Source organism: Variovorax sp. FW301-JW7, assembly GCF_058788795.1.
The window spans coordinates 220,069-241,667 of sequence record NZ_JBYTBC010000008.1 but is presented as its reverse complement, the minus strand read 5'-3'; the positions used below and the strand labels follow the sequence as shown (position 1 = coordinate 241,667).

At 66.9% G+C, this 21,599-nt stretch carries 19 protein-coding genes; 12 read left to right on the top strand and 7 right to left on the bottom strand.

Annotation, left to right across the window (positions count from 1 at the left end; translation table 11 throughout):
• Window positions 1-34 precede the first annotated feature (34 nt).
• The 3 genes from AC3WQM_RS22235 (at window position 35) to AC3WQM_RS22225 (ending at window position 4,554) form a co-directional block, all read left to right on the top strand.
• Window positions 35-1,888, top strand: coding sequence for a M48 family metalloprotease (locus AC3WQM_RS22235; protein ID WP_492681736.1), 1,854 nt, complete (start codon window positions 35-37; stop codon window positions 1,886-1,888).
• Between the two features lie 43 nt (window positions 1,889-1,931).
• Complete coding sequence (locus AC3WQM_RS22230) at window positions 1,932-3,203, top strand: RsmB/NOP family class I SAM-dependent RNA methyltransferase (RefSeq protein ID WP_492681734.1); 1,272 nt, start codon at window positions 1,932-1,934, stop codon at window positions 3,201-3,203.
• A gap of 136 nt (window positions 3,204-3,339) precedes the next feature.
• The gene (locus AC3WQM_RS22225; RefSeq protein ID WP_070062144.1) at window positions 3,340-4,554 is read left to right on the top strand and encodes a DesA family fatty acid desaturase; all 1,215 of its coding nucleotides are present in this window, start codon (window positions 3,340-3,342) and stop codon (window positions 4,552-4,554) included.
• Between the two features lie 165 nt (window positions 4,555-4,719).
• Here the strand turns inward: AC3WQM_RS22225 and rpmG are convergent, their stop codons facing one another.
• From rpmG to trxB, 3 genes are all read right to left on the bottom strand, one after another.
• A complete protein-coding gene (gene rpmG / locus AC3WQM_RS22220) occupies window positions 4,720-4,893 on the bottom strand; it encodes a 50S ribosomal protein L33 (protein ID WP_007830291.1) in 174 nt (57 codons plus the stop codon).
• A gap of 11 nt (window positions 4,894-4,904) precedes the next feature.
• Window positions 4,905-5,138 (bottom strand): 50S ribosomal protein L28, encoded by a 234-nt coding sequence (rpmB, locus tag AC3WQM_RS22215; protein WP_007830293.1) that lies wholly within the window; start codon window positions 5,136-5,138, stop codon window positions 4,905-4,907.
• Window positions 5,139-5,386: 248 nt separating this feature from the next.
• Window positions 5,387-6,337, bottom strand: a complete 951-nt coding sequence (gene trxB, locus AC3WQM_RS22210; protein ID WP_062481027.1) for a thioredoxin-disulfide reductase — start codon at window positions 6,335-6,337, stop codon at window positions 5,387-5,389.
• Between the two features lie 180 nt (window positions 6,338-6,517).
• On the opposite strand from trxB, the gene AC3WQM_RS22205 reads away from it, so the two are divergent.
• The 8 genes from AC3WQM_RS22205 to AC3WQM_RS22170 all read left to right on the top strand — a co-directional run bounded on the left by AC3WQM_RS22205 (window position 6,518) and on the right by AC3WQM_RS22170 (window position 15,836).
• On the top strand, window positions 6,518-7,192 hold the full coding sequence (locus AC3WQM_RS22205) for a Crp/Fnr family transcriptional regulator (protein ID WP_062481025.1): 675 nt from the start codon (window positions 6,518-6,520) through the stop codon (window positions 7,190-7,192).
• A 94-nt stretch (window positions 7,193-7,286) separates the two neighbouring features.
• Window positions 7,287-9,743: a DNA translocase FtsK gene (locus tag AC3WQM_RS22200; protein ID WP_489057847.1), complete on the top strand. Its 2,457-nt coding sequence runs from the start codon at window positions 7,287-7,289 to the stop codon at window positions 9,741-9,743.
• 172 nt (window positions 9,744-9,915) lie between these two features.
• Window positions 9,916-10,557: an outer membrane lipoprotein periplasmic chaperone LolA gene (lolA, locus tag AC3WQM_RS22195; RefSeq protein WP_101493173.1), complete on the top strand. Its 642-nt coding sequence runs from the start codon at window positions 9,916-9,918 to the stop codon at window positions 10,555-10,557.
• Window positions 10,558-10,585: 28 nt separating this feature from the next.
• A complete protein-coding gene (locus AC3WQM_RS22190; protein ID WP_492681732.1) occupies window positions 10,586-11,878 on the top strand; it encodes a replication-associated recombination protein A in 1,293 nt (430 codons plus the stop codon).
• 240 nt (window positions 11,879-12,118) lie between these two features.
• Entirely contained in the window at window positions 12,119-13,048 is a 930-nt protein-coding gene (locus tag AC3WQM_RS22185; protein WP_062481019.1) for a branched-chain amino acid ABC transporter permease, read from the top strand.
• 13 nt (window positions 13,049-13,061) lie between these two features.
• Window positions 13,062-14,270: a branched-chain amino acid ABC transporter permease gene (locus AC3WQM_RS22180; RefSeq protein ID WP_492681730.1), complete on the top strand. Its 1,209-nt coding sequence runs from the start codon at window positions 13,062-13,064 to the stop codon at window positions 14,268-14,270.
• A 17-nt stretch (window positions 14,271-14,287) separates the two neighbouring features.
• Window positions 14,288-15,061 (top strand): ABC transporter ATP-binding protein, encoded by a 774-nt coding sequence (locus AC3WQM_RS22175; RefSeq protein ID WP_307587043.1) that lies wholly within the window; start codon window positions 14,288-14,290, stop codon window positions 15,059-15,061.
• Window position 15,062: 1 nt separating this feature from the next.
• Window positions 15,063-15,836 (top strand): ABC transporter ATP-binding protein, encoded by a 774-nt coding sequence (locus AC3WQM_RS22170; protein ID WP_370877941.1) that lies wholly within the window; start codon window positions 15,063-15,065, stop codon window positions 15,834-15,836.
• A 59-nt stretch (window positions 15,837-15,895) separates the two neighbouring features.
• On the opposite strand, the gene AC3WQM_RS22165 is transcribed toward AC3WQM_RS22170, so the two are convergent.
• On the bottom strand, window positions 15,896-16,354 hold the full coding sequence (locus tag AC3WQM_RS22165; RefSeq protein ID WP_056572291.1) for a (2Fe-2S)-binding protein: 459 nt from the start codon (window positions 16,352-16,354) through the stop codon (window positions 15,896-15,898).
• Window positions 16,355-16,368: 14 nt separating this feature from the next.
• Window positions 16,369-18,564, bottom strand: a complete 2,196-nt coding sequence (locus AC3WQM_RS22160) for a xanthine dehydrogenase family protein molybdopterin-binding subunit (protein ID WP_492681728.1) — start codon at window positions 18,562-18,564, stop codon at window positions 16,369-16,371.
• Window positions 18,565-18,720: 156 nt separating this feature from the next.
• Here AC3WQM_RS22160 and AC3WQM_RS22155 point away from each other — a divergent pair, with 156 nt between their 5' ends.
• On the top strand, window positions 18,721-19,497 hold the full coding sequence (locus tag AC3WQM_RS22155; RefSeq protein ID WP_492681726.1) for a Crp/Fnr family transcriptional regulator: 777 nt from the start codon (window positions 18,721-18,723) through the stop codon (window positions 19,495-19,497).
• On the opposite strand, the gene AC3WQM_RS22150 is transcribed toward AC3WQM_RS22155, so the two are convergent.
• Both AC3WQM_RS22150 and AC3WQM_RS22145 read right to left on the bottom strand, forming a co-directional pair.
• Complete coding sequence (locus AC3WQM_RS22150; RefSeq protein ID WP_492681724.1) at window positions 19,469-20,446, bottom strand: Bug family tripartite tricarboxylate transporter substrate binding protein; 978 nt, start codon at window positions 20,444-20,446, stop codon at window positions 19,469-19,471. The two genes, AC3WQM_RS22155 and AC3WQM_RS22150, sit on opposite strands and share 29 nt — an antisense overlap.
• 46 nt (window positions 20,447-20,492) lie before the next feature.
• Window positions 20,493-21,557, bottom strand: a complete 1,065-nt coding sequence (locus AC3WQM_RS22145; RefSeq protein WP_159275545.1) for a CDP-6-deoxy-delta-3,4-glucoseen reductase — start codon at window positions 21,555-21,557, stop codon at window positions 20,493-20,495.
• Between the last annotated feature and the right edge of the window lie 42 nt (window positions 21,558-21,599).

Genomic DNA, 21,599 nt, shown 5'->3' with positions numbered 1-21,599 from the left:
AACAACTGTCGGATACGTATTTGACGGGAGTCGGATGGACCGTGCGGATTTTGTTCACCTGGTTCGCCTGAGCGAGCACGCGAGTGCGGACGACAGCGCGCGCTACCGGCGTGGCGTCGCGGCGTTTGCCGCGCTCGGCTATCTCTGGGTGCTGGCCTGCCTCGGGCTGGCGGTGGGCATTGTGGCCTGGGTGGTCGTCTCGGTGGCCGACGGGCGCTTCAACTTCACCCGCGGCTGGCTGCTCGTGTTTGCGCTGGGCCTGTTCTGGGCGACCCTGCGCGCGCTCTGGGTGCATTTCGACGAGCCCGACGGCGAGCCGCTCACGCGCGCCGACGCGCCCGGGCTGTTCGAGGCGCTGGACCGCATCCGCGAGCGCATCAAGGGACCGCCGGTGCACCGCGTCTACCTGGACGACAACTTCAACGCCAGCATCAGCCAGGTGCCGCGCTTCGGCCTGTTCGGCGGCGCGCTCAACTCACTGAGCATCGGCCTGCCGCTGCTGATGATGCTGGACCGGCAGCGCCTGCTGTCGGTGCTGGCCCACGAATACGGGCACCTGCGCGGCAACCATGGCCGGCTGAGCGCATGGATCTACCGCACGCGGCTGTCGTGGCTGCGGCTCGATGCCAGCCTGCAGCGCGACGAGGGCGTGATGGCGCTGGTGTCGCAGGCGTTCTTCCGCTGGTACTTTCCGCGCTTTGCCGCCAAGACCTTCGCACTGGCCCGCCAGGACGAGTACGAGGCCGACCGCATCTCGGGCCGGCTGCTCGGCACCGCGGTGGCTGCCGCCGCGCTCACCGAGGTGGCCATCAAGGGCAACTGGTACGCCAGTGAGTTCTGGCCCTGGCACTGGGCGCGCGCCGAGCGCGAGCCGCTGCCGCCCGGCCCGTTCGCCGCGCTGCGACAGCGCGCCCGCACGCCGCCGAGCGAGGAGTTCGCACGCCAGGCGCTGCGCGAGGCGATGCGGCGCGTCAGCGATCTGGACGACACCCACCCGGTGTTGCGCGACCGGCTGGAAGCGCTGAACCAGAAGGCGGCGCTGCCGGCCTGGTCGCAGCGGCCCGCGCTCGACATGCTGGCCGACAAGCACAAGTGGATCTCGCATTTCGACAACGCCTGGCGCCGCGCCCATGCCGCCGACTGGAAGCAGCACCACGCGCACCGCTCGCGCATCCGCGAGCGCATCGCCGTGCTGGCGGCCCGCGGCGAGCGCAACACGCCCGACGAGATGGTCGAGTGGGCCGACGCCGAGCGCCGGCTCGACCCGGCGGCGCCGGTGCGCGCGCGCTACGAAAGCGCGCTGCGGATCGCGCCGGACCACCCAGGCGCCCTGCGCGGGCTGGCCCAGATGCTGCCCGTGCGCGAGCGCGCCGAGCGCCTGGCGGTGCTCGAGCGGTTGCACCAGTCGGGCGTGGCCAGCCGCTGGTGGGCGGCCAAGAACGCCGTCGCGTCCCTCGAAGATCCCGAAGCCGGGCCGCACGACGAACAGGGGCTCAAGCTGTGGCGCGCACGGCTCAAGGAGGCGGAGGAGGCCGAGGCGCGCGCCTGGGAAGAGATCACCGACACGCCATTTTTCAGCCAGATTTCGCGCCACGACCTGAACGACCATGAGCTGGGCGAGCTGCGCGCCGACATCGTGCGCTGCCTGCCCGTGTCGCGGCTGTGGGTGGTGCGCAAGAACCTGCGCGAATTCGCATGGCGGCGGGCGTACATCGTGTTCGTCGAAGTGCCGGGGCTCGACGACGAGGACCGCTGGCACCTGTGCCGCGAACTCGAGCAGACCCTGACCCTGCCGGGGGCGGCGCTGGTGCTCTGGGCGGGGCATTCGCCCACGCTGGAAGACATCGAGCGGCGGGCCTTCGGGACCGTCTGGGTGCGCGGCGCCTGAGGCGTTTCGGCCGCGAGGCCGGCCGGCTGAGACAATCGGGGCTATGCATCCCAAAGCCCTGTTGGAGGCCACCGCCGATCTGGTCGGCCTGGTCCTGAAATTCGATCACCCGGCCGACCAGGTCGTTTCGCGCTTTTTCCGCGACCATCGCGAGTTCGGCCCGCGCGAGCGCGCGACGCTCGCCGAGACCGTCTACACCGTCCTTCGCAAGAAGCTGCTGTTCGATCACCTGTCGCCCTCGGGCAGCGGTTCGAAGGAGCGTCGCATGGCGATCCTGGGCTTTCACGGCCCGCGCGACTTTCTGAAGAGCGCGCTCAACGACACCGAGAAGCGCTGGCTCGACAACTGCGACGCCGTCAAGCCCGACGACCTGCTCGAGCGCCATCGCCACAACCTGCCCGAATGGCTGGTCACGCCGCTCAAGGCGCAGCTGGGCGACGGCTTCTGGCCGATGGTCGAGAGCCTGCAGCAGCCGGCGCCGCTCGATCTGCGCGTCAATGCGTTTACGGACAAGCGGGCTGAAGTGAAGGCGGAGCTTGCGAAGGCTGCTATCAAATCGGAAGTGACGCCGTTCTCGCCCTGGGGCCTGCGCATCGACGGCAAGCCTGCGCTGACCAAGCTCGATGCGTTCGTGCGCGGCGCCATCGAGGTGCAGGACGAAGGCTCGCAGCTGCTGGCGCTGCTGCTGGACGCCAAGCGCGGCGAAATGGTGGTCGATTTCTGCGCCGGTGCGGGCGGCAAGACCCTGGCCATCGGCGCGACCATGCGCAACACCGGCCGGCTCTACGCCTTCGACACTTCGGCCCACCGCCTCGACGCGCTCAAGCCGCGGCTGGCGCGCAGCAAGCTCTCGAACGTGCACCCGGCCGCGATCGCCCACGAGCGCGACGACCGGATCAAGCGCCTGGCCGGCAAGATCGACCGCGTGCTGGTCGACGCGCCCTGTTCGGGGCTCGGCACGCTGCGCCGCAACCCTGACCTCAAATGGCGGCAATCGGCCAAGTCGGTGGCCGAGCTGACGGCCAAGCAGACGGCCATCCTGCAAAGCGCGGCCCGGCTCGTGAAGTCGGGCGGCCGGCTGGTGTACGCCACCTGCAGCGTGCTCCCGGAGGAAAACGAGGCCATCGCGGAGGCTTTTGCCGCCGCGAACCCCGATTTCGAGCCCATGGACGCGGCGGAATTGCTGCAAAGCCTCAAGGTGGAGGGCGCCGAGGCGCTCTGCGCGGGCGGGGAAGACGGCCGCCGCTACCTGCGCCTGTGGCCTCATCGCCACGCCACCGACGGCTTTTTTGCCGCCGTGTGGAACCGTAAATAGGGACGGGGCTCCAAACTAGGGTAAATCTGCGGTGTGACAGAAGGACAAAAGGCCTCGTTTTGGCCCTGACATCCTAAAATCGCGGGTTACTTACCTGAAGGCTGCACCTTCGTGTGGCCATGGAGTACCTGACTCAATGATGCTTCCTGACTCCGCCGTTCTGAACGCGGTCATCCAATGGCTCGGACACGGCCTGTGGGACATTGCCTGGTGGCAGGTCGTGCTGTACACGCTCGTCACCACGCACATCACCATCGCAGCGGTCACGATCTTTCTGCATCGCACGCAGACGCACAAGGCGATGGACCTCGGTCCGATCCCCTCGCACTTCTTCCGTTTCTGGCTCTGGCTCGGCACCGGCATGGTGACGAAGGAGTGGGTCGCCATCCACCGCAAGCACCACGCGAAGTGCGAAACCGCCGACGACCCGCACAGCCCGCAGGTCAAGGGCATCGACGAAGTCTTCTGGCGCGGCGCCGAGCTGTACCGCAAGGAATCGAAAAACAAGGAAACGATGGAGCGTTACGGTCACGGCACGCCCGATGACTGGATCGAGCGCAACCTGTACACGCGCTACAGCTGGCAAGGCGTGGGCCTGATGCTGGTGATCAACCTGGCGCTGTTCGGCGCGCTCGGCCTGACCGTGTGGGCGGTCCAGATGCTCTGGATCCCGATCACCGCCGCCGGCATCATCAACGGCATCGGCCACTACTGGGGCTACCGCAACTTCGAGGCGTCCGACGCCAGCCGCAACATCATGCCCTGGGGCCTGATCATCGGTGGCGAAGAGCTGCACAACAACCACCACACGTACCCGACCTCGGCCAAGTTCTCGGTCAAGAAGTACGAGTTCGACATCGGCTGGGTCTACATCCAGGTGTTCCAGAAGCTCGGCTGGGCCAAGGTCAAGAAGGTGCCGCCGAAGATGCAGATGGGCGACATCCAGCCCGTGGCCAACGAGAAGACGCTCGAGGCTGTCATTGCCAACCGCTACGAAGTGATGGCCGGCTACGCCCGCGAAATGCGCCGTGCCACCAGCGAAGAAATCGACGTGCTGAAGGCCAAGGGCGCCGACCTCTCGGTGCTCAAGGCGGCCAAGCGCTGGCTGCATCGCGACGACGACAAGGTGCCCGCCTCGGCGCGCACCCATCTGGTGCAGGCCCGTGCCGCGCACCCGGTGCTCGACAAGATGGTCACGATGCGCGAAGAGCTGCGTCAGCTCTGGCTGAACACCTCGCAGTCGCGCGAGCAGCTGGCGGCCGATCTGGCGGCCTGGTGCCACCGTGCGGAAGCCAGCGGCATCGCCGGCCTGCGCGAGTTCTCGACCCGCCTGCGCGCCGCACGCGCCTGACGAAGCAAAGGGCCGGCGCATCCCGCGCTGGCTGCTCTCGCTCAATAAAAAAAGCCGACCTGAGGGTCGGCTTTTTTGTGCCTGTCTTTTCTGCTTTTGCAAAACGACGGGCAATAAAAAACCCGCTGGGTGAGCAGCGGGCTTTTCGGGGGAGAGCAGGCTGAATTACTTCAGCTTGATTTCCTTGTATTCGACGTGCTTGCGCGCCTTGGGGTCGAACTTCATGATCGACATCTTTTCAGGCATCGTCTTCTTGTTCTTGCTCGTCGTGTAGAAGTGGCCGGTACCCGCGGTGGATTCCAGCTTGATCTTTTCGCGTCCGCCTTTGCTCGTTGCCATGATTCAGCTCCTTAAGCTTGGCCGCGGGCACGCAGGTCTGCGAGCACGGCATCGATACCGTTCTTGTCGATCAGGCGCAGTGCAGCGCTCGAAACGCGCAGGCGAACCCAGCGGTTTTCGGTCTCGACCCAGAAACGGCGGTATTGCAGGTTCGGCAGGAACCGGCGCTTGGTTTTGTTGTTGGCGTGGGAAACGTTGTTTCCGACCATCGGGCCTTTGCCCGTTACGTCGCATACGCGTGCCATGTGGACACTCTTTCTTGAACAGCTGGCACCGGCGCAATCGTGGCGATTGCAGGGTGTTTTGCAGCTTGACCTCGCCAGAAACGGGTGGCGGTACCCCGGATTTGCCGCAACCCGACTCCCGGTGGGGGGTAGGCCCTGTTTCGGCAAAGCCTCGGATTATAGCCCTTTCAGGCCCGGCTGGGCTGGCCGTGCCGCAGATGCGGGAAGCCAGGCCCTGCAGGACGGTGCCCCGTCCCGCGGGAAAGGCCTCAGTGCTCCTCGAGGAAGCGCTGTGCGTCGAGGGCGGCCATGCAGCCCGTGCCGGCGCTCGTGATGGCTTGGCGGTAGATGTTGTCCTGCACGTCGCCGGCCGCGAACACGCCGGGCACGCTGGTCATCGTCGCGAAGCCCTTCAGGCCCGAGCGGGTCAGGATGTAGTTGTCCTTCATTTCCAGCTGGCCCTGGAAGATGTCGGTGTTCGGGTGGTGGCCGATCGCGATGAAGCAGCCCTTGAGCGTGATCTCTTCGGTGGCGCCGGTCTGCGTGTTCTTGATGCGGATGCCTGTCACGCCCGTGCCGTCACCGAGCACTTCGTCAAGCTGGTTGTGCAGCTTCAGCACGATCTTGCCTTCGGCCACTTTTTCCATGACCTTGTCGATCAGGATGGGCTCGGCGCGGAACTTGTCGCGGCGATGCACCAGCGTCACCTTGTTGGCAATGTTGGAGAGGTACAGCGCTTCCTCGACGGCCGTGTTGCCGCCGCCGATCACGCAGACTTCCTGCTCGCGGTAGAAAAAGCCGTCGCAGGTTGCGCAGGCCGAGACGCCGCGGCCCATGAACTTCTCTTCGGAATCCAGGCCCAGGTACTTGGCCGATGCGCCCGTGGCGATGATCAGCGAGTCGCAGGTATAGGTGCCGCTGTCGCCCGTGAGCGTGAACGGGCGCTTGCTCAGGTCGACCTTGTTGATGTGGTCGAACACGATCTGCGTCTTGAAGCGTTCGGCGTGCTCGAGAAAGCGCTGCATCAGCTCCGGGCCCTGGACGCCGTGCACGTCGGCCGGCCAGTTGTCGACCTCGGTCGTGGTCATGAGTTGACCGCCTTGCGCGATGCCCGTGATGAGCAAAGGCTGGAGGTTGGCGCGTGCGGCGTAGACGGCGGCGGTGTAGCCGGCCGGGCCGGAGCCCAGAATGAGAACCTTGGCGTGTTGGGGTGCGGACATGAGTAGAAAACCTAGGATGGACGCTGCGTCAGCGTGTACATTTTCAGGGTGGTAGCGATACGTGGGGAGTATCACCGCCCGGTTCAACACCGGGTGCACGGTGTTTTCAATGCGCGCGATTGTAGTAATCCATGGGCTCAGCATCAGGATCACATCGCGCGCTGTTTCAGGGATTGATTAATGTCGATGCTGTCCAACCTTGAATTGCTTCGGCGCGTTCCATTGTTCGCGTCGTTGACGGCCTCGCAGTCCGCAAGCATTGCGGATGCGATCATCAAGAAGCGCTTCAAACGCGCCGAGGTCGTCGTGGAGCAGGGCAAGAAATCCGATGCGCTGTACATCATCCTGACCGGCCGCGCCCGCGTCACGAGCGCCGACAGCCGTGGCCGCGAGGTGATCCTGGCCACGCTGCATCCCGGCGACTATCTCGGCGAGATGAGCCTGATCGACGACGAGCCGCATTCGGCCACCGTGCGCACCGAAATCCAGTGCGACGTGCTCATGCTGGGCCGCGACGCCTTCGCGCGCTGCCTGCCCGAGAACTCCTCGATGGCCTACAACATCATGCGCGGCCTGGTGCAGCGTCTGCGCCACGCCGACCGCAAGATCGAGTCGCTGGCGCTGATGGACGTGTACGGCCGCGTCGCCCGCGCACTGCTCGAGTTCGCCAGCCAGGACGGCATGGGCAACCTCAAGGTCCGCGACAAGATCTCCCGGCAGGACCTGGCCAAGATGGTCGGCGCGTCGCGCGAAATGGTGAGCCGCGTGATGAAGGACCTGGAAGAGCGCGGTTTCGTCCAGTCCCAGGAAGACGGCTCGGTGATCATCAAGGACCGGCTCCTTACGCTGACCTGAGCCCATAGGCCGGGCGCTTTCGGCGTCCACGGCCTTTTGTTGTAGTGTTCGGGTGGCCGGCCTGTTTTTTTTCGGGCCGGGCGCCGTGCTTTTCATGACCTATTCGCTCCATACGCTTCAATCGTCCTCCTCTTCTTCCGCTGCCGAAGGGCAACCCGTGCGCCTGCGCGCCCTGCGCTTCGCCCACGAAATCACCTTGATTGCCGGGTTTGCAGCCCTCCTGTTCTGGCTGCTGGCGATGCTGAGCTTCACCCCGTCCGATGCCGCCTGGTCGACCTCGGGCACGGGCGGTGAGATCAAGAACTGGGGCGGCCGCATCGGCGCCTGGCTGGCCGACGGCAGCTACTTCCTGGCCGGCTATTCCGTCTGGTGGTGCCTCGCGGCCGGTCTGCGCGCGTGGCTCTCGTCGCTGGCCGGCTGGCTGCGCGGCGGTGAACCGACGGCGGCGGTCGAGCAACAGCCCCCGCGCGGTCGCTTCAACCGCAGCCGGCTCGCTTTCTGGTTCGGCCTCGTCCTGCTGCTGTGCGCGAGCGCGGTGCTCGAGTGGTCGCGCCTGTACCGGCTCGAATCGCACCTGCCGGGTTCGGGCGGCGGCGCCCTGGGCTACCTCGTGGGGCCGGCGAGCGTGCGCTGGCTGGGCTTCACGGGCTCGGCGCTGGTCGCCATCGCCGGCGGCGTGATCGGCTCGGCGCTGGTCTTCCGTTTTTCGTGGAGCCTGATCGCCGAGCGCATCGGTGCCCGTGCGTACTCGCTGTTCGAGTCGCGCCGTGAAAAGCGCGAAATGGCGGCCGACATTGCCATGGGCAAGCAGGCCGCGCGCGAACGCGCCGGCGACGAAGAAGAGCAGGCGCCCGCGCCACGCGTCAAGAAAACGCGTGCCAACAAGGAACCCGTGTTCGGCGACGCTTCCGGCCCGCAGGAGCCGAGCTTCGACGACGAAGAGGAAGAAGTCGCGCCCAAGCGTCGCCCCGCATCGCCGCCCGTGCAGATCGAGCCCGCGATGACCGAGGTCCCCCGCAGCGACCGCGTCGTCAAGGAGCGCCAGAAGCCGCTCTTCAACGAACTGCCCGACAGCAAGCTGCCGCAGGTCGACCTGCTCGACGCCGCGCTGGTGCGCCAGGAAACCGTCTCGTCCGACACGCTCGAGATGACCTCGCGCATGATCGAGAAGAAGCTCAAGGACTTCGGCGTCGAGGTGCGCGTGGTGCTCGCCTCGCCGGGCCCCGTCATCACGCGCTACGAAATCGAGCCTGCCACCGGCGTCAAGGGCTCGCAGATCCTCGGCCTCGCCAAAGATTTGGCGCGCTCGCTTTCGCTGGTGTCGATCCGCGTGGTCGAGACGATCCCCGGCAAGAACTACATGGCGCTCGAGTTGCCGAACGCCAAGCGCCAGTCGATCAAGCTCAGCGAAATCCTGGGCTCGCAGGTCTACAACGAGGGCAAGTCGATGCTCACGATGGGCCTGGGCAAGGACATCATCGGCAACCCCGTGGTGGCCGACCTCGCGAAGATGCCGCACGTGCTGGTGGCCGGTACCACCGGCTCGGGCAAGTCGGTGGGTATCAACGCGATGATCCTGTCGCTGCTCTACAAGGCCGAGGCACGCGACGTTCGCCTGCTCATGATCGACCCGAAGATGCTCGAAATGTCGGTCTACGAAGGCATCCCGCACCTGCTGGCGCCCGTGGTCACCGACATGCGCCAGGCCGCGCACGGCCTGAACTGGTGCGTGGCCGAGATGGAGCGCCGCTACAAACTCATGAGCAAGCTCGGCGTGCGCAACCTGGCCGGCTACAACACCAAGATCGACGAAGCCAAGGCGCGCGAGGAGTTCATCTACAACCCCTTCAGCCTCACGCCCGACGATCCCGAACCGCTGCGCCGCGAGCCGCACATCGTGGTCGTCATCGACGAACTGGCCGACCTGATGATGGTGGTCGGCAAGAAGATCGAAGAGCTGATTGCCCGCCTGGCGCAAAAGGCCCGCGCCGCCGGCATCCACCTGATCCTGGCCACGCAGCGCCCCAGCGTGGACGTGATCACCGGCCTCATCAAGGCCAACATCCCGACGCGCATCGCGTTCTCGGTGGGCTCCAAGATCGACAGCCGCACCATCCTCGACCAGATGGGCGCCGAGGCGCTGCTGGGCATGGGCGACATGCTCTACATGGCCAGCGGCACGGGCCTCCCGATCCGCGTGCACGGTGCCTTCGTGAGCGACGAGGAAGTCCACCGCGTGGTGGCCTACCTCAAGAGCCAGGGCGAGCCCGACTACATCGAGGGCGTGCTCGAAGGCGGCACGGTCGATGGCGACGGTGACGGCGACCTGCTCGGTAGCGGCGACGGCGAAAAAGACCCGATGTACGACCAGGCGGTCGAGGTCGTGCTCAAGAACCGCAAGGCCAGCATCTCGCTGGTGCAGCGCCACCTGAAGATCGGCTACAACCGCGCTGCGCGCCTGGTCGAGGACATGGAAAAAGCCGGCCTCGTGAGCGCCATGAGCGGCAGCGGCCAGCGCGAGATCCTCGTGCCCGCGCGCCAGGCGGAGTGAACCGCCGACGCGCCACCGACGATCACCGCTGCAGGGCCGGTTACGTGCTGAGAGGCAATTTGCAAACGCGCACCGGTGCTGCTGCAAATCTTCATCAAAGCCTACAGATGCCGGCATCTGCTGCGGGTAGTGTCGAAGGACATCGCAGCAACGTTTTTCCGAGGAACCTCCCATGAAGAAAACCCGCCTCTGGCTGTTGGCCGGCCTGTTCTGCACGGTGGCCGGCAGTGCCTGGGCCGACGGGCTCGAGAGCCTCGAAGCCTTCGTGAAGACCGTCAAATCCGGCCGCGCCGAGTTCACCCAGACCGTGACGGCCCCGCCGCGCGAGGGCCAGCCGGGCCGCGTCAAGACGTCGACTGGCACCTTCGAATTCCATCGCCCCGGCAAATTCAAGTTCGACTATCGCAAGCCTTTTGCGCAAAGCATCGTGGCCGACGGCAAGACGCTGTGGCTGTACGACGCCGACCTGAATCAGGTCACGCAGCGCACCCAGGCGCAGGCGCTGGGCTCGACGCCCGCGGCGCTGATTGCCTCCGCGGCCGACCTGCGCGCCCTGCAGGCCGATTTCGCGCTGGAAGCCGCGCCCGAGCGTGACGGCCTGCAGTGGGTCAAGGCCACGCCGAAGAACAAGGACGGCCAGCTGCAGAGCGTGATGGTCGGCTTCCAGGGTGACGCGCTGGCGGCCCTCGAAATCCTGGACAGCTTCGGCCAGCGCTCGATGCTCAAGTTCAGCAAGGTCGAGGTGAACCCGGCCTTGCCTGCGAGCACTTTCGAGTTCAAGGCGCCTGCGGGCGCGGACGTGCTCAAGCAGTAATCACACACAGCGAGACGGTAGTTCCGGTTTGGCCACGCGCTCCCACCAGCCCCTCGCCGAGCGCCTGCGTCCCAAGACGCTGGGCGAAGTGATCGGCCAGCAGCACCTGCTCGGTCCGGGCATGTCGCTGCGCATCGCCTTCGAGTCGGGCCAGCCGCACTCCTGCATCCTCTGGGGCCCGCCGGGCACCGGCAAGACCACCATCGCGCGGCTCATGGCCGACGCCTTCGACGCGCAGTTCCTGAGCATCAGCGCGGTGCTGGGCGGCGTGAAGGACATCCGCGAGGCGGTCGAGCAGGCCACGGCGGCGCGCGACGGGCTCACGCAGCAGCGCACGATCGTCTTCGTGGACGAGGTGCACCGCTTCAACAAGAGCCAGCAGGACGCGTTCCTGCCGCACGTCGAGTCGGGCCTGTTCACCTTCATCGGCGCGACCACCGAGAACCCCTCGTTCGAAGTCAATTCGGCCTTGCTGTCGCGGGCGGCGGTGTACGTGCTGCAGTCGCTCAACGAAGGCGACCTGAAGCAGATCGTCGCCAAGGCGCAGGCGATCCAGGCGGTTCCGGCCATCGACGAGGCGGCCATCGACCGCCTGGTGGCCTACGCGGACGGCGACGCGCGCCGCCTGCTCAACACGCTCGAGACGCTGGCGGTTGCCGCCGGCGCCGAAAAGCTCACGAACATCACCGACGAGTGGCTGCTGCGCGTGCTCGGCGAGCGCATGCGCCGCTACGACAAGGGCGGCGAACAGTTCTACGACACCATCAGCGCGCTGCACAAATCGGTGCGCGGCAGCGACCCCGATGCTGCCCTGTATTGGTTCGTGCGCATGCTCGACGGCGGCGCCGACCCGCGCTACATGGCGCGCCGTCTCGTGCGCATGGCCAGCGAAGACATCGGCCTGGCCGACCCGCGGGCGCTGCGCCTGGCGCTCGATGCGGCCGAGGTCTACGAGCGCCTGGGTACCCCCGAAGGCGAGCTGGCGCTGGCCGAATGCGTGGTCTACCTGGCCATCGCGCCCAAGTCGAACGCGGTTTACAAGGCCTACAACGCGGTGCGCGCGCTGGTGAAGAAGGACAGCACGCGCCCGGTCCCGATGCACCTGCGCAATGCGCCGACCAAGCTCATGAAGGAGCTCGACTACGGCAAGGGCTACCGCTACGCGCACGACGAGGAGGGCGGTTTTGCCGCCGGCGAGCGCTACCTGCCCGAAGGGCTGGAAGGCCAGGTTTTCTACGAACCGGTCGAACGCGGGCTCGAAATACGCATCGGCGAAAAGCTGCGCGAACTGCGCCGACGCAACGCTGAAAAAGACGATTGATACTGTCTTGCAACATGCGCTCATGCCGCGCATGACCTCACCCACATACAGCATGAGGTGAGCGGGTAAACCCCGGTCAAAGCGCCCCAAAACAGCGCCGGGGCATGTCTAAAATCCCGCCCACCAAACCTACCGACGGCACATGTTGGCTGGTTTTTTGCTTGTCAAGCCACGGCGCCAAACCGGTGCCATCGGTAGGTGAATGGCACCCGCAAGGTGCAACACATAGGGAATCGCGTTATGGAAATATTGCTGCAGCAGATCATCAACGGTCTGGTTCTCGGCAGCATGTATGCCTTGATAGCCTTGGGCTACACCATGGTGTACGGCATCATCAATCTGATCAATTTTGCGCACGGTGAAGTGCTGATGGTGGGGGCGCTTACAAGCTGGACCATCATCGGGCTCATGAAGGACGGAATGCCCAACACACCGGGCTGGCTGATCCTCTTCGTCGCGCTGATCATTGCCTGCGTCGTCGCGGCAAGCCTGAACTTCGTGATCGAAAAAGTGGCCTACCGGCCGCTGCGCAACAGCCCCAAGCTCGCACCGCTCATCACCGCCATCGGCGTGTCGATCCTGCTGCAGACACTGGCCATGATCATCTGGAAGCCGACCAACAAGGCCTACCCCAACCTGCTGCCGACCGACCCCATCCACGTGGGCGGCGCCGTGATCTCGCCGACGCAGGTCATGATCCTCAGCGTCACGGCGTTCTCGCTCGTGATCCTGATGTGGCTGGTCAACTACACCAAGCTCGGCCGCGCGATGCGCGCCACCGCCGAGAACCCGCGCGTCGCGGCGCTCATGGGCATCCGGCCTGACATGGTCATCTCGGCCACCTTCATCATCGGCGCCGTGCTCGCGGCCATCGCCGGCGTGATGTACGCCTCCAACTACGGCATCGCGCAACACGCGATGGGCTTCCTGCCCGGCCTCAAGGCCTTCACGGCGGCCGTGTTCGGCGGCATCGGCAACCTGGCCGGCGCGGTGGTCGGCGGCATTCTGCTGGGTCTCATCGAGGCCATCGGCTCCGGCTACATCGGCACCCTCACGGGTGGCGTGCTGGGCAGCAACTACAGCGACATCTTCGCTTTCATCGTGCTGATCGTGATGCTCACGCTGCGGCCTTCGGGTCTGCTCGGCGAGCGCGTGGCGGACCGGGCCTGAGGAGCAGCACACCATGAAAAACAGCAAGAACCTCGCGCTCTACATCCTCGGCGTGGTCGCCGTGCTGGCGCTGCCGATCCTGTTGCAGACCCAAGGCAACGCCTGGGTGCGCATCGCCGACATCGCATTGCTCTACGTGATGCTCGCGCTCGGCCTGAACATCGTGGTCGGCTACGCCGGCCTGCTCGACCTGGGCTATGTGGCCTTCTTTGCGGTCGGCGCGTACCTCTACGCGCTGATGGGCTCGTCGCACCTCTCGGACACCTTTCCGTGGTTCAAGGCGATGTTCCCGAACGGGCTGCACACCTCGCTCCTGATCGTGGTTCCGCTCGCGCTGGTGGTGGCCGGGGTGCTCGGCGCGATGCTGGGGGCGCCCACGCTGAAGTTGCGTGGCGACTACCTGGCCATCGTCACGCTCGGCTTCGGCGAAATCATCCGGGTGTTCCTGAACAACCTCGACCAGCCGATCAACATCACCAACGGGCCGAAGGGCATCACGGCGATCGACTCCATCAAGTTCTGGGGCCTCGACCTCGGCAAGGCGTGGAAGTTCGACGGCTTCACGATCTCCTCGGTCACGCTGTACTACTACCTGTTCCTGGCGCTGGTGGTGGCCACCATCATCATTTCGCACCGGCTGCAGATCTCGCGCATCGGCCGCGCCTGGATGGCCATCCGCGAAGACGAAATCGCCGCCAAGGCAATGGGCATCAACACCCGCAACATGAAGCTGCTGGCCTTCGGCATGGGTGCCAGCTTCGGCGGTGTGTCGGGCGCGATGTTCGCGGCCTTCCAGGGCTTCGTGTCGCCCGAGTCCTTCAGCCTGATGGAGTCGGTGATGATCGTCGCCATGGTCGTGCTGGGCGGCCTCGGGCACCTGCCCGGCGTCATCCTGGGCGCCGTGCTGCTGGCCGCGCTGCCCGAAGTGCTGCGCTACGTCGCCGGCCCGCTGCAGGCGCTGACCGACGGCCGCCTGGACGCGTCCATCCTGCGCCAGCTGTTCATTGCGCTGGCCATGATCATCATCATGCTGATGCGCCCGCGCGGCCTGTGGCCCTCGCCGGAGCACGGCAAGACGCTGACGAAGAAGAACGGCGTGCCCGTCGACCCGACCCATGCGGCCGTGGCGCCCGGTTCGCTCCAGACCCACGCGCCGGGCATCGACAGCCCTGCTGACGAAGTGCCGGGTGCGGCATCGCGTCCCATGTCCATCAATCCGTGAGCCAAGGACACACAGACATGACGACAGACACCATCCTCGACGTTCGCGGCATCTCCAAGCGTTTCGGCGGGCTGCAGGCCCTCTCGGACGTGGGCATCACCATCAAGCGCGGCCAGGTCTACGGCCTGATCGGGCCGAACGGCGCCGGCAAGACCACTTTCTTCAACGTGATCACCGGGCTGTACACGCCCGACAGCGGCACCTTCGAGCTGGCCGGCAAGCCCTACCAGCCGACGGCCGTGCACGAAGTGGCCAAGGCCGGCATTGCGCGCACCTTCCAGAACATCCGCCTCTTCGCCGAAATGACGGCGCTGGAGAACGTGATGGTCGGGCGCCACATCCGCACGCATTCGGGCGTGTTCGGCGCCATGCTGCGCACCAGGGGCTTCAAGGCCGAAGAAGCGGCCATCGCCAAGCGCGCGCAGGAACTGCTCGACTATGTGGGCATCGGCAAGTTCGCCGACTACAAGGCGCGCACGCTGAGCTACGGCGACCAGCGCCGCCTCGAGATCGCCCGCGCCCTGGCCACCGACCCCCAGCTCATCGCGCTGGACGAACCGGCCGCCGGCATGAACTCGACCGAGAAGGTCCTGCTGCGCGAACTGATCGACCGCATCCGCAAGGACAACCGCACGATCCTGATCATCGAACACGACGTCAAGCTCATCATGGGCCTGTGCGACCGCGTCACCGTGCTCGACTACGGCAAGCAGATTGCCGAGGGCAACCCGGTCGAGGTACAGAAGAACGAAAAGGTGATCGAGGCCTACCTCGGCACCGGAGGACATTGAGATGAGCACCGCAGAAGCAACGATGGCACCCACGACGGCAGCGGCCGCCGCCAAGGCAGCGGGCAAGAACCTGCTCAAGGTCCGTGGCCTGAAGGTGGGCTACGGCGGCATCCAGGCCGTGAAGGGCGTGGACTTCGACGTCTTCGAGGGCGAGCTGGTCTCGCTCATCGGCTCCAACGGCGCCGGCAAGACCACCACCATGAAGGCCATCACCGGCACGCTGCCGGCCGGCGCGGGCGACATCGAGTTCCTGGGCCGCAGCATCAAGGGCCGCGGCGCCTGGGACCTGGTGGGCGAGGGCCTCGTGATGGTGCCGGAGGGCCGCGGCGTGTTCACGCGCATGACGATCACCGAGAACCTGCAGATCGGCGCCTACATCCGCAACGACAAGGCCGAGATCGCCAGCGACATGGAGCGCGTGTTCGTGACCTTCCCGCGCCTGCGCGAGCGCAAGGACCAACTGGCCGGCACGATGTCGGGCGGTGAACAGCAGATGCTGGCCATGGGCCGCGCGCTGATGGCGCGTCCGAAGGTGCTGCTGCTCGACGAACCCACCATGGGCCTGTCGCCCATCATGTGCGACAAGATCTTCGAGGTGGTGCAGACCGTGGCCGCGCAAGGCGTCACGATCCTGCTGGTGGAGCAGAACGCCAACCGCGCGCTGCAGCTGGCCGACCGTGGCTACGTGATGGAGTCGGGCCTCATCACGATGAACGGCGACGCCAAGGAACTGCTGCGCGATCCGCGCGTGCGCGCCGCCTACCTCGGCGAGTAAGCACCCGCCAGCGCCGACCGGCCAGCACCGCAGAACGCGGTGGCTGGCCGTTTTTCCGTCTATCCCATCATCGCGGCGGCGGCCTTGATCGCCTCGCGGATGCGCCCGTAGGTGCCGCAGCGGCACACGTTCTCGATGGCGTCGATGTCGGCGTCCGTCGGCGTGCGCGTGCGGCGCAGCAGGTCGACCGCCGCCATGATCTGGCCCGGCTGGCAGAAGCCGCACTGCGGCACATCGAGGTTCATCCAGGCCTGCTGCACCGGGTGCAGCGTGTTGCCGTTGGCCAGGCCCTCGATGGTCGTCACCTGGCGCCCGCGCACGTCGGACACGCGCACCGAGCAGGTCGTCACGGCCTTGCCGTCGACGTGGCAGGTGCAGGCCTTGCACACGTTGATGCCGCAGCCGTACTTCGGGCCGGTGATGCCGAGCTTGTCACGCAGCACCCACAGCAGCGCCAGGTCGTCGGGCGCCTCGACGTCGACGTTCTGGCCGTTCACCTTGAAAGATTGCACAGGCATGGTGGGTCTCCTCCTCAGGCGGGGATCGGAACGTTGACGGGCGTGGGCAGCTTGCCCGGCGGGATCGGCGTGAAGTCGACCGGAAAGTTCAGTGGGAAGCTGCGCGGCTTGATGCCGGTGGCGCGCCCATAGGCGTTGGCGATGGCGCCCGAGCTCGCCGACAGACCCACCTCGCCCAGGCCGCCGATGGCCTCGCCGCTGGCCGGCATGATGATGATCTTCACGTCCTTCGGGTAGTGCTTCATGCGCGAGAAGTGGTACTGCGAGTAGCTGCCTTCCAGCGGCAGGCCGTTCTGGATGTGCAGCCCCGCCGACAGCACCAGCGCGATCGATTCGCACAGGCCGCCCTGCAGCTGCGCCTCGATGCCCGAGGGGTTGATCGGCGTGCCCACGTCGATGGCGATGGTCGCGCGCACCACGCGGGCCTGCGCCGGTACGCGCGCGTCGATCTCGACGATGCAGGCCGTGAACGACTTCGACTCCTGGTGCACGGCCACGCCCTGCGCAAAGCCCGCCGGCATCGCCTTGCCCCACTGCGCGGCCTCGGCCACGGCCTTCAGCACTGCGCGGGCGCGCGGCAGGCGCAGGTACTCGAGCCGGAAGGCGACCGGGTCCTTGCGCGCCGCGCGGGCCATCTCGTCGACCAGGATCTCTTCCACCAGCCGCGCGGGCTGGATGTGCACCGAGCGGTAGGAGCAGGTGTTCATGTCCATCGGCACCGGCGTCAGCAGCTTGGTGGTGACGCCGAAGTTGTAGGGCGAGGTGACCATGGTCTTGAACATGACCTGCTCGATCGCGAAGTTGCCCACCGTCTGCGGGAAGGCATTGGGCAGCGCGATGGCGGCGGCCTCGAGCATGTTGCCGAAGCCGTGGCGCGTGTCCAGGCGCACGCTGGCGATGCGTTGCTCGAAGGCGATCACCTGGCCCAGCAGCATCGTGGCGCGCGCCTTCTGGTAGATCGGCGGGCGGATGCGTGTGTGGCGCATGTCGTCGGTGCGGTGGTACATCAGGCGGCAGGGGCGCCCCAGCGCCTTCGACACCTGGATCGCCTGCAGCACCGGGTCCCAGAACAGGCGCCGCCCGAAGGAGCCGCCCGAGGGCACCGCATGCACGACGACCTTGTTCAGCGGCAGGCCCAGCTCGGCGGCCACCGCCTGCTGGGTGACGATGGGGCTCTGCAGCCCGGCCCAGATCTCGGCGCGATCCGCTCGCACATCGGCAATCGCGCATTCGACTTCCATCGGGCAGTGCGCGGCCGGCGCGAACTCGAACTCGGCCTCGACCGTCAGCGCGCCCAGCGGCGGCAGCGCAAAGGGCAGCAGCGACGACTTCAGCTTGCGCATGATGGTGGCGTTCGACTCGCCGTCGAGCGGGCCCGCGGCCCAGGTCACGTCGAGCGCGTTCACCGCGGCCCAGGCCTGGCCGAAGGTTTCGGCCATCACCGCCACGCCGGGCGGCGTCGGCGTGATGCCGTTGGTGGCGGGAATCGGCACCACGCCGATCACGCCCGGCATTGCCATCACCGTGTTCATGTTGTTGATGCCGACGAACTTGCCGTTGATGGTCGGCGGGCGCCGCACCATCGTCGGCTTGGCATTGGGCACCGCCTGGTCGAGCGTGAACTTCTTGCGCCCGGTGACGATGTCCAGCGCGTCGAGCCGCGTCACGCGCTGGCCGACCACCGAGGGCGTCGAGCCCGAGAGCAGGCCGCCGAGGCCGCCCAGCACCGGCATGCCGGCGTGCATCGAGCGCACGCTCGACGAGCCGCCGGTGAGCTGGTTCCAGATCAGCTCGGGGCTCGCGTCGGCCGAGGTGACTTCGATGGCGCTCAGCGGCAGGCGCAGCTTGTCGGCCAGCATCATGGCGCTGGCCGTGGCGATGCCCTGGCCCACTTCGAGGCGCGGCAGCGCCAGGCGCACGCGGCCGTCGCCGGTGTTCGTCACCTTCACGAGCGGCATGGTCGGCAGCGAGGTCAGCGTGACCGCATCGCCGATGTCGATCAGGTCGGTGGTGTCGGGCGGGGTCATCGGCAGCAGCGCGGCGACTGCCGAGGCGGGCGCCGTGAGGGCGCCGAGCCCCGCGATGCCGGCCGCGGCCGATGCCAGCGGCGCGGCCGTGGCGTAGCCCAGCACGTCGCGCCGGCGCAGGCCGTGCGCATCCCCGTCGTCCGGCCCGCGCGCGGGGCGCGGGTCCTTGTTCGAACGCTTCATCGTTGTCTCCTTGTTGTTTGGCGAACGCGGATGACTGTGGCACCATCGCCGCGCCGAAGATGTCGTTGCAACGACATTTCTTACGGTCCCCCGCCGACCGGCGCCTGCGACGGATCGGCCGATGCGATGTCACGAGGGACGACAGCAGGAGGCGCGATGTCGAACGCGTTGGAGAACATGCTTCGCGAGAGCCTGTGGGCGCGCGCGCTCACGGACGACGAACTCGACCGCGTCGTCCAGGAGTCGCACGAGCGCGTGGTGCCGGCCGGCGGCTTCGTCGTGCGGCGCGGCGAACCGGCCGATCACTGGATCGGCGTGATCGACGGCCTCATGAAGATGTCGGTGTCGCTGCCCGACGGGCGCGTGTCCACCTTCACCGGCGTGACCGCCGGTGGCTGGGGCGGCGAAGGTTCGCTGCTCACCCCCGGATGCTGGCGCTACGACGGCGTGGCGCTGCGGCCCACGCGCGTGGCCTGCGTGCCGCGACAGAGTTTCGAGCGGCTGATGTCCACCAGCATCGACTTCAATCGGTTTCTGTTGTTACACATCAATGCGCGACTGAGCCTGTTCATCGGCCTCATGGAATTCGATCGACTGCTCGGCCCCGACGCGCGCGTGGCGCGTTGCCTGGCCAGCCTGTTCGACCCCATCCTCTATCCGCGCGCCACCCGCTTCGTGCGGCTGAGCCAGGACGAGATCGGCCTCTTGTCGGCCGTGTCGCGCCAGCGTGCCAACCGCGCGCTGCATGCGCTGCAGCGCGACGGCCTGTTGCGCATCGAACATGGCGGCGTGGAAGTGCTCGACCTCGCGGGCCTGCGCACCTACCAGAGCGGGGCGGCCGAAGCGGCGGCGGCCGTGGCTGCGGCCACCGACACGCAGGCCGCAGCGCCCCTGGACGACCTCGTCAGTCCACCTTCGCCCCGGTGGCCTTGACCACCTGCTCGTACTTGGCGAGTTCGCTCTTCATGAAGCTGCCGAACTGCTCGGACGAGTTGCCGACCGGCTCGGCCAGCATCGAGGCGAAGCGGGTCTTCGTTTCCGGTGCGTTCAGCGCGGCGACGAAGGCCTGATTCAGCTTCGCGACCACCTCGGGCGGCGTGCCGGCCGGCGCGACCAGGCCCCACCAGGTGTCGATCGAGAAGCCCTTGAGCGTGTCGGCCACGGGCGGCACGTCGGGCAGGGCGCTGCTGCGCTTGAGCGTCGTGACCGCGATCGCCTTCAGCTTGCCCGAGCGGATGTTCGGCGCAGCCGTGGCGAGGTTGTCGAAGTTGAAGTCGACCTGGCCCGACAGCAGCGCGAGCTGCGCCGGGTTGCCGCCGTTGTACGGAATGTGCACCGCGAAGATGCCCGCTTCCTTCTTGAACAGCTCGCCCGCCAGGTGGCCGGCGCTGCCGTTGCCGCCGCTGGCGTAGTTGAGCTTGGCCGGGTTGGCCTTGGCGTAGCGGATCAGGTCGGCCAGCGTGCGGATGTTCAGGCGGTTGGCCGTGTCGGCGTTCATCACCAGCACGTTGGGCACGCGCACCATCTGCGTGATCGGCGCGAAGTCGGTCGCGGCGTTGAACGGCATCTTGCTGTACAGCCACGGGTTCACCGCGTTCGTGGCCGTGGCCGCGATGCCGATCGTGAGGCCGTCGGCCGGCGCCTTGGCGACGAAGTCGGCGCCGATGTTGCCGCCCGCGCCGGGCTTGTTGTCGATGATGACCGGGCCGCCCAGCGTGTCCTTCACCTGCTCGGCCAGGATGCGCGCCGTGTTGTCGATCGGGCCGCCGGCCGCGTAGGGTACGACGAGGCGGATCGGGCGGTGTTGCTGGGCTGCGGCATGGCCGGCGGTGAGCACGGCGGCGCCGGCGATCAGGGTCAGGAGGAAGTGTCTCGTCTTCATGTTGTTCTGCGTCACGTCTGCGGAAAGGAAAGGGGAGCGCGAAGGCTCAGGGCAAGGCTTTGTCGGCTTCGGTGGTGAAGGCGTCGGCGAAGAACTCTTCTTCGGGCAGGCCCGCGAGCGCCACGTAGTCGCGCTTGGCCGAGTCGACCACGATCGGCGCGCCGCAGGCATACACCTGGTGGCCCGACAGGTCCGTGAAGTCTTCCAGCACCGCCTGGTGGACGAAGCCGGTGCGGCCGGTCCAGTTGTCTTCCGGCGTGGCGTTCGACACCACGGGCACGTAGCGCAGGTTCGGCATCGCGGCCAGCTGCTCGCGCAGCCAGGCGTCCATGTACAGGTCTTCGGGGCGGCGTCCGCCCCAGTAGATCGCGGCGGGCCGCTCGATGCCCTTGAACTGCATGTGCTCCAGCAGCGCCTTGATGGGCGCGAAGCCCGTGCCCGAGGCCAGCAGGATCATCGGCTTGTCGGAGTCCTCGCGCAGGAAGAAGCTGCCGAACGGGCCTTCGATGCGCAGAATCTCTTTTTCCTTCATCGCGCCGAAGACGTGGTCGGTGAACTTGCCGCCCGGCAGGTGGCGCAGGTGCAGCTCCAGGCCCGTGCCCGGCACGGCCACCGTGTGCGGCGCGTTGGCCATCGAGTAGCTGCGGCGCGCGCCGTCGCGCAGGATGAATTCGACGTACTGGCCCGCATAGAACTGCAGCGGCTCGCCGGCCGGCAGCTGCAGGCGCAGCATCATCACGTCGTGCGACTGGCGCGTGAGCGCCATCACGCGCACCGGCATCTTGCGGATCGGCAGCGCGCCGGCCTCGGTGACCTGGCGCGACTCGAGCACCACGTCGCTGGTCGGGTGGGCGCAGCAGGTCAGCACGTAGCCGGCCAGCTGTTCTTCGGCGCTCAGCGCCTTGCTCTGGTGCGGGCCGAGCGTGACCTCGCCCGACAGCTTCTTGCACTTGCAGGAGCCGCAGGCGCCGTCCTTGCAGCCGTAGGGGAGGCCGATGCCCTGGCGGATGCCTGCCGCGAGGATGGTTTCGTCGCCCTGGACCACGAAGTGGCGCCCGCTGGGTTCGACGGTGATGGAAAAGCCCGCTTCGTGCGGCGCTGTAGCAGTCATCGGTATTCTTCGGGGGTGAACTTTCCCGGCTGCGTGCGGCCG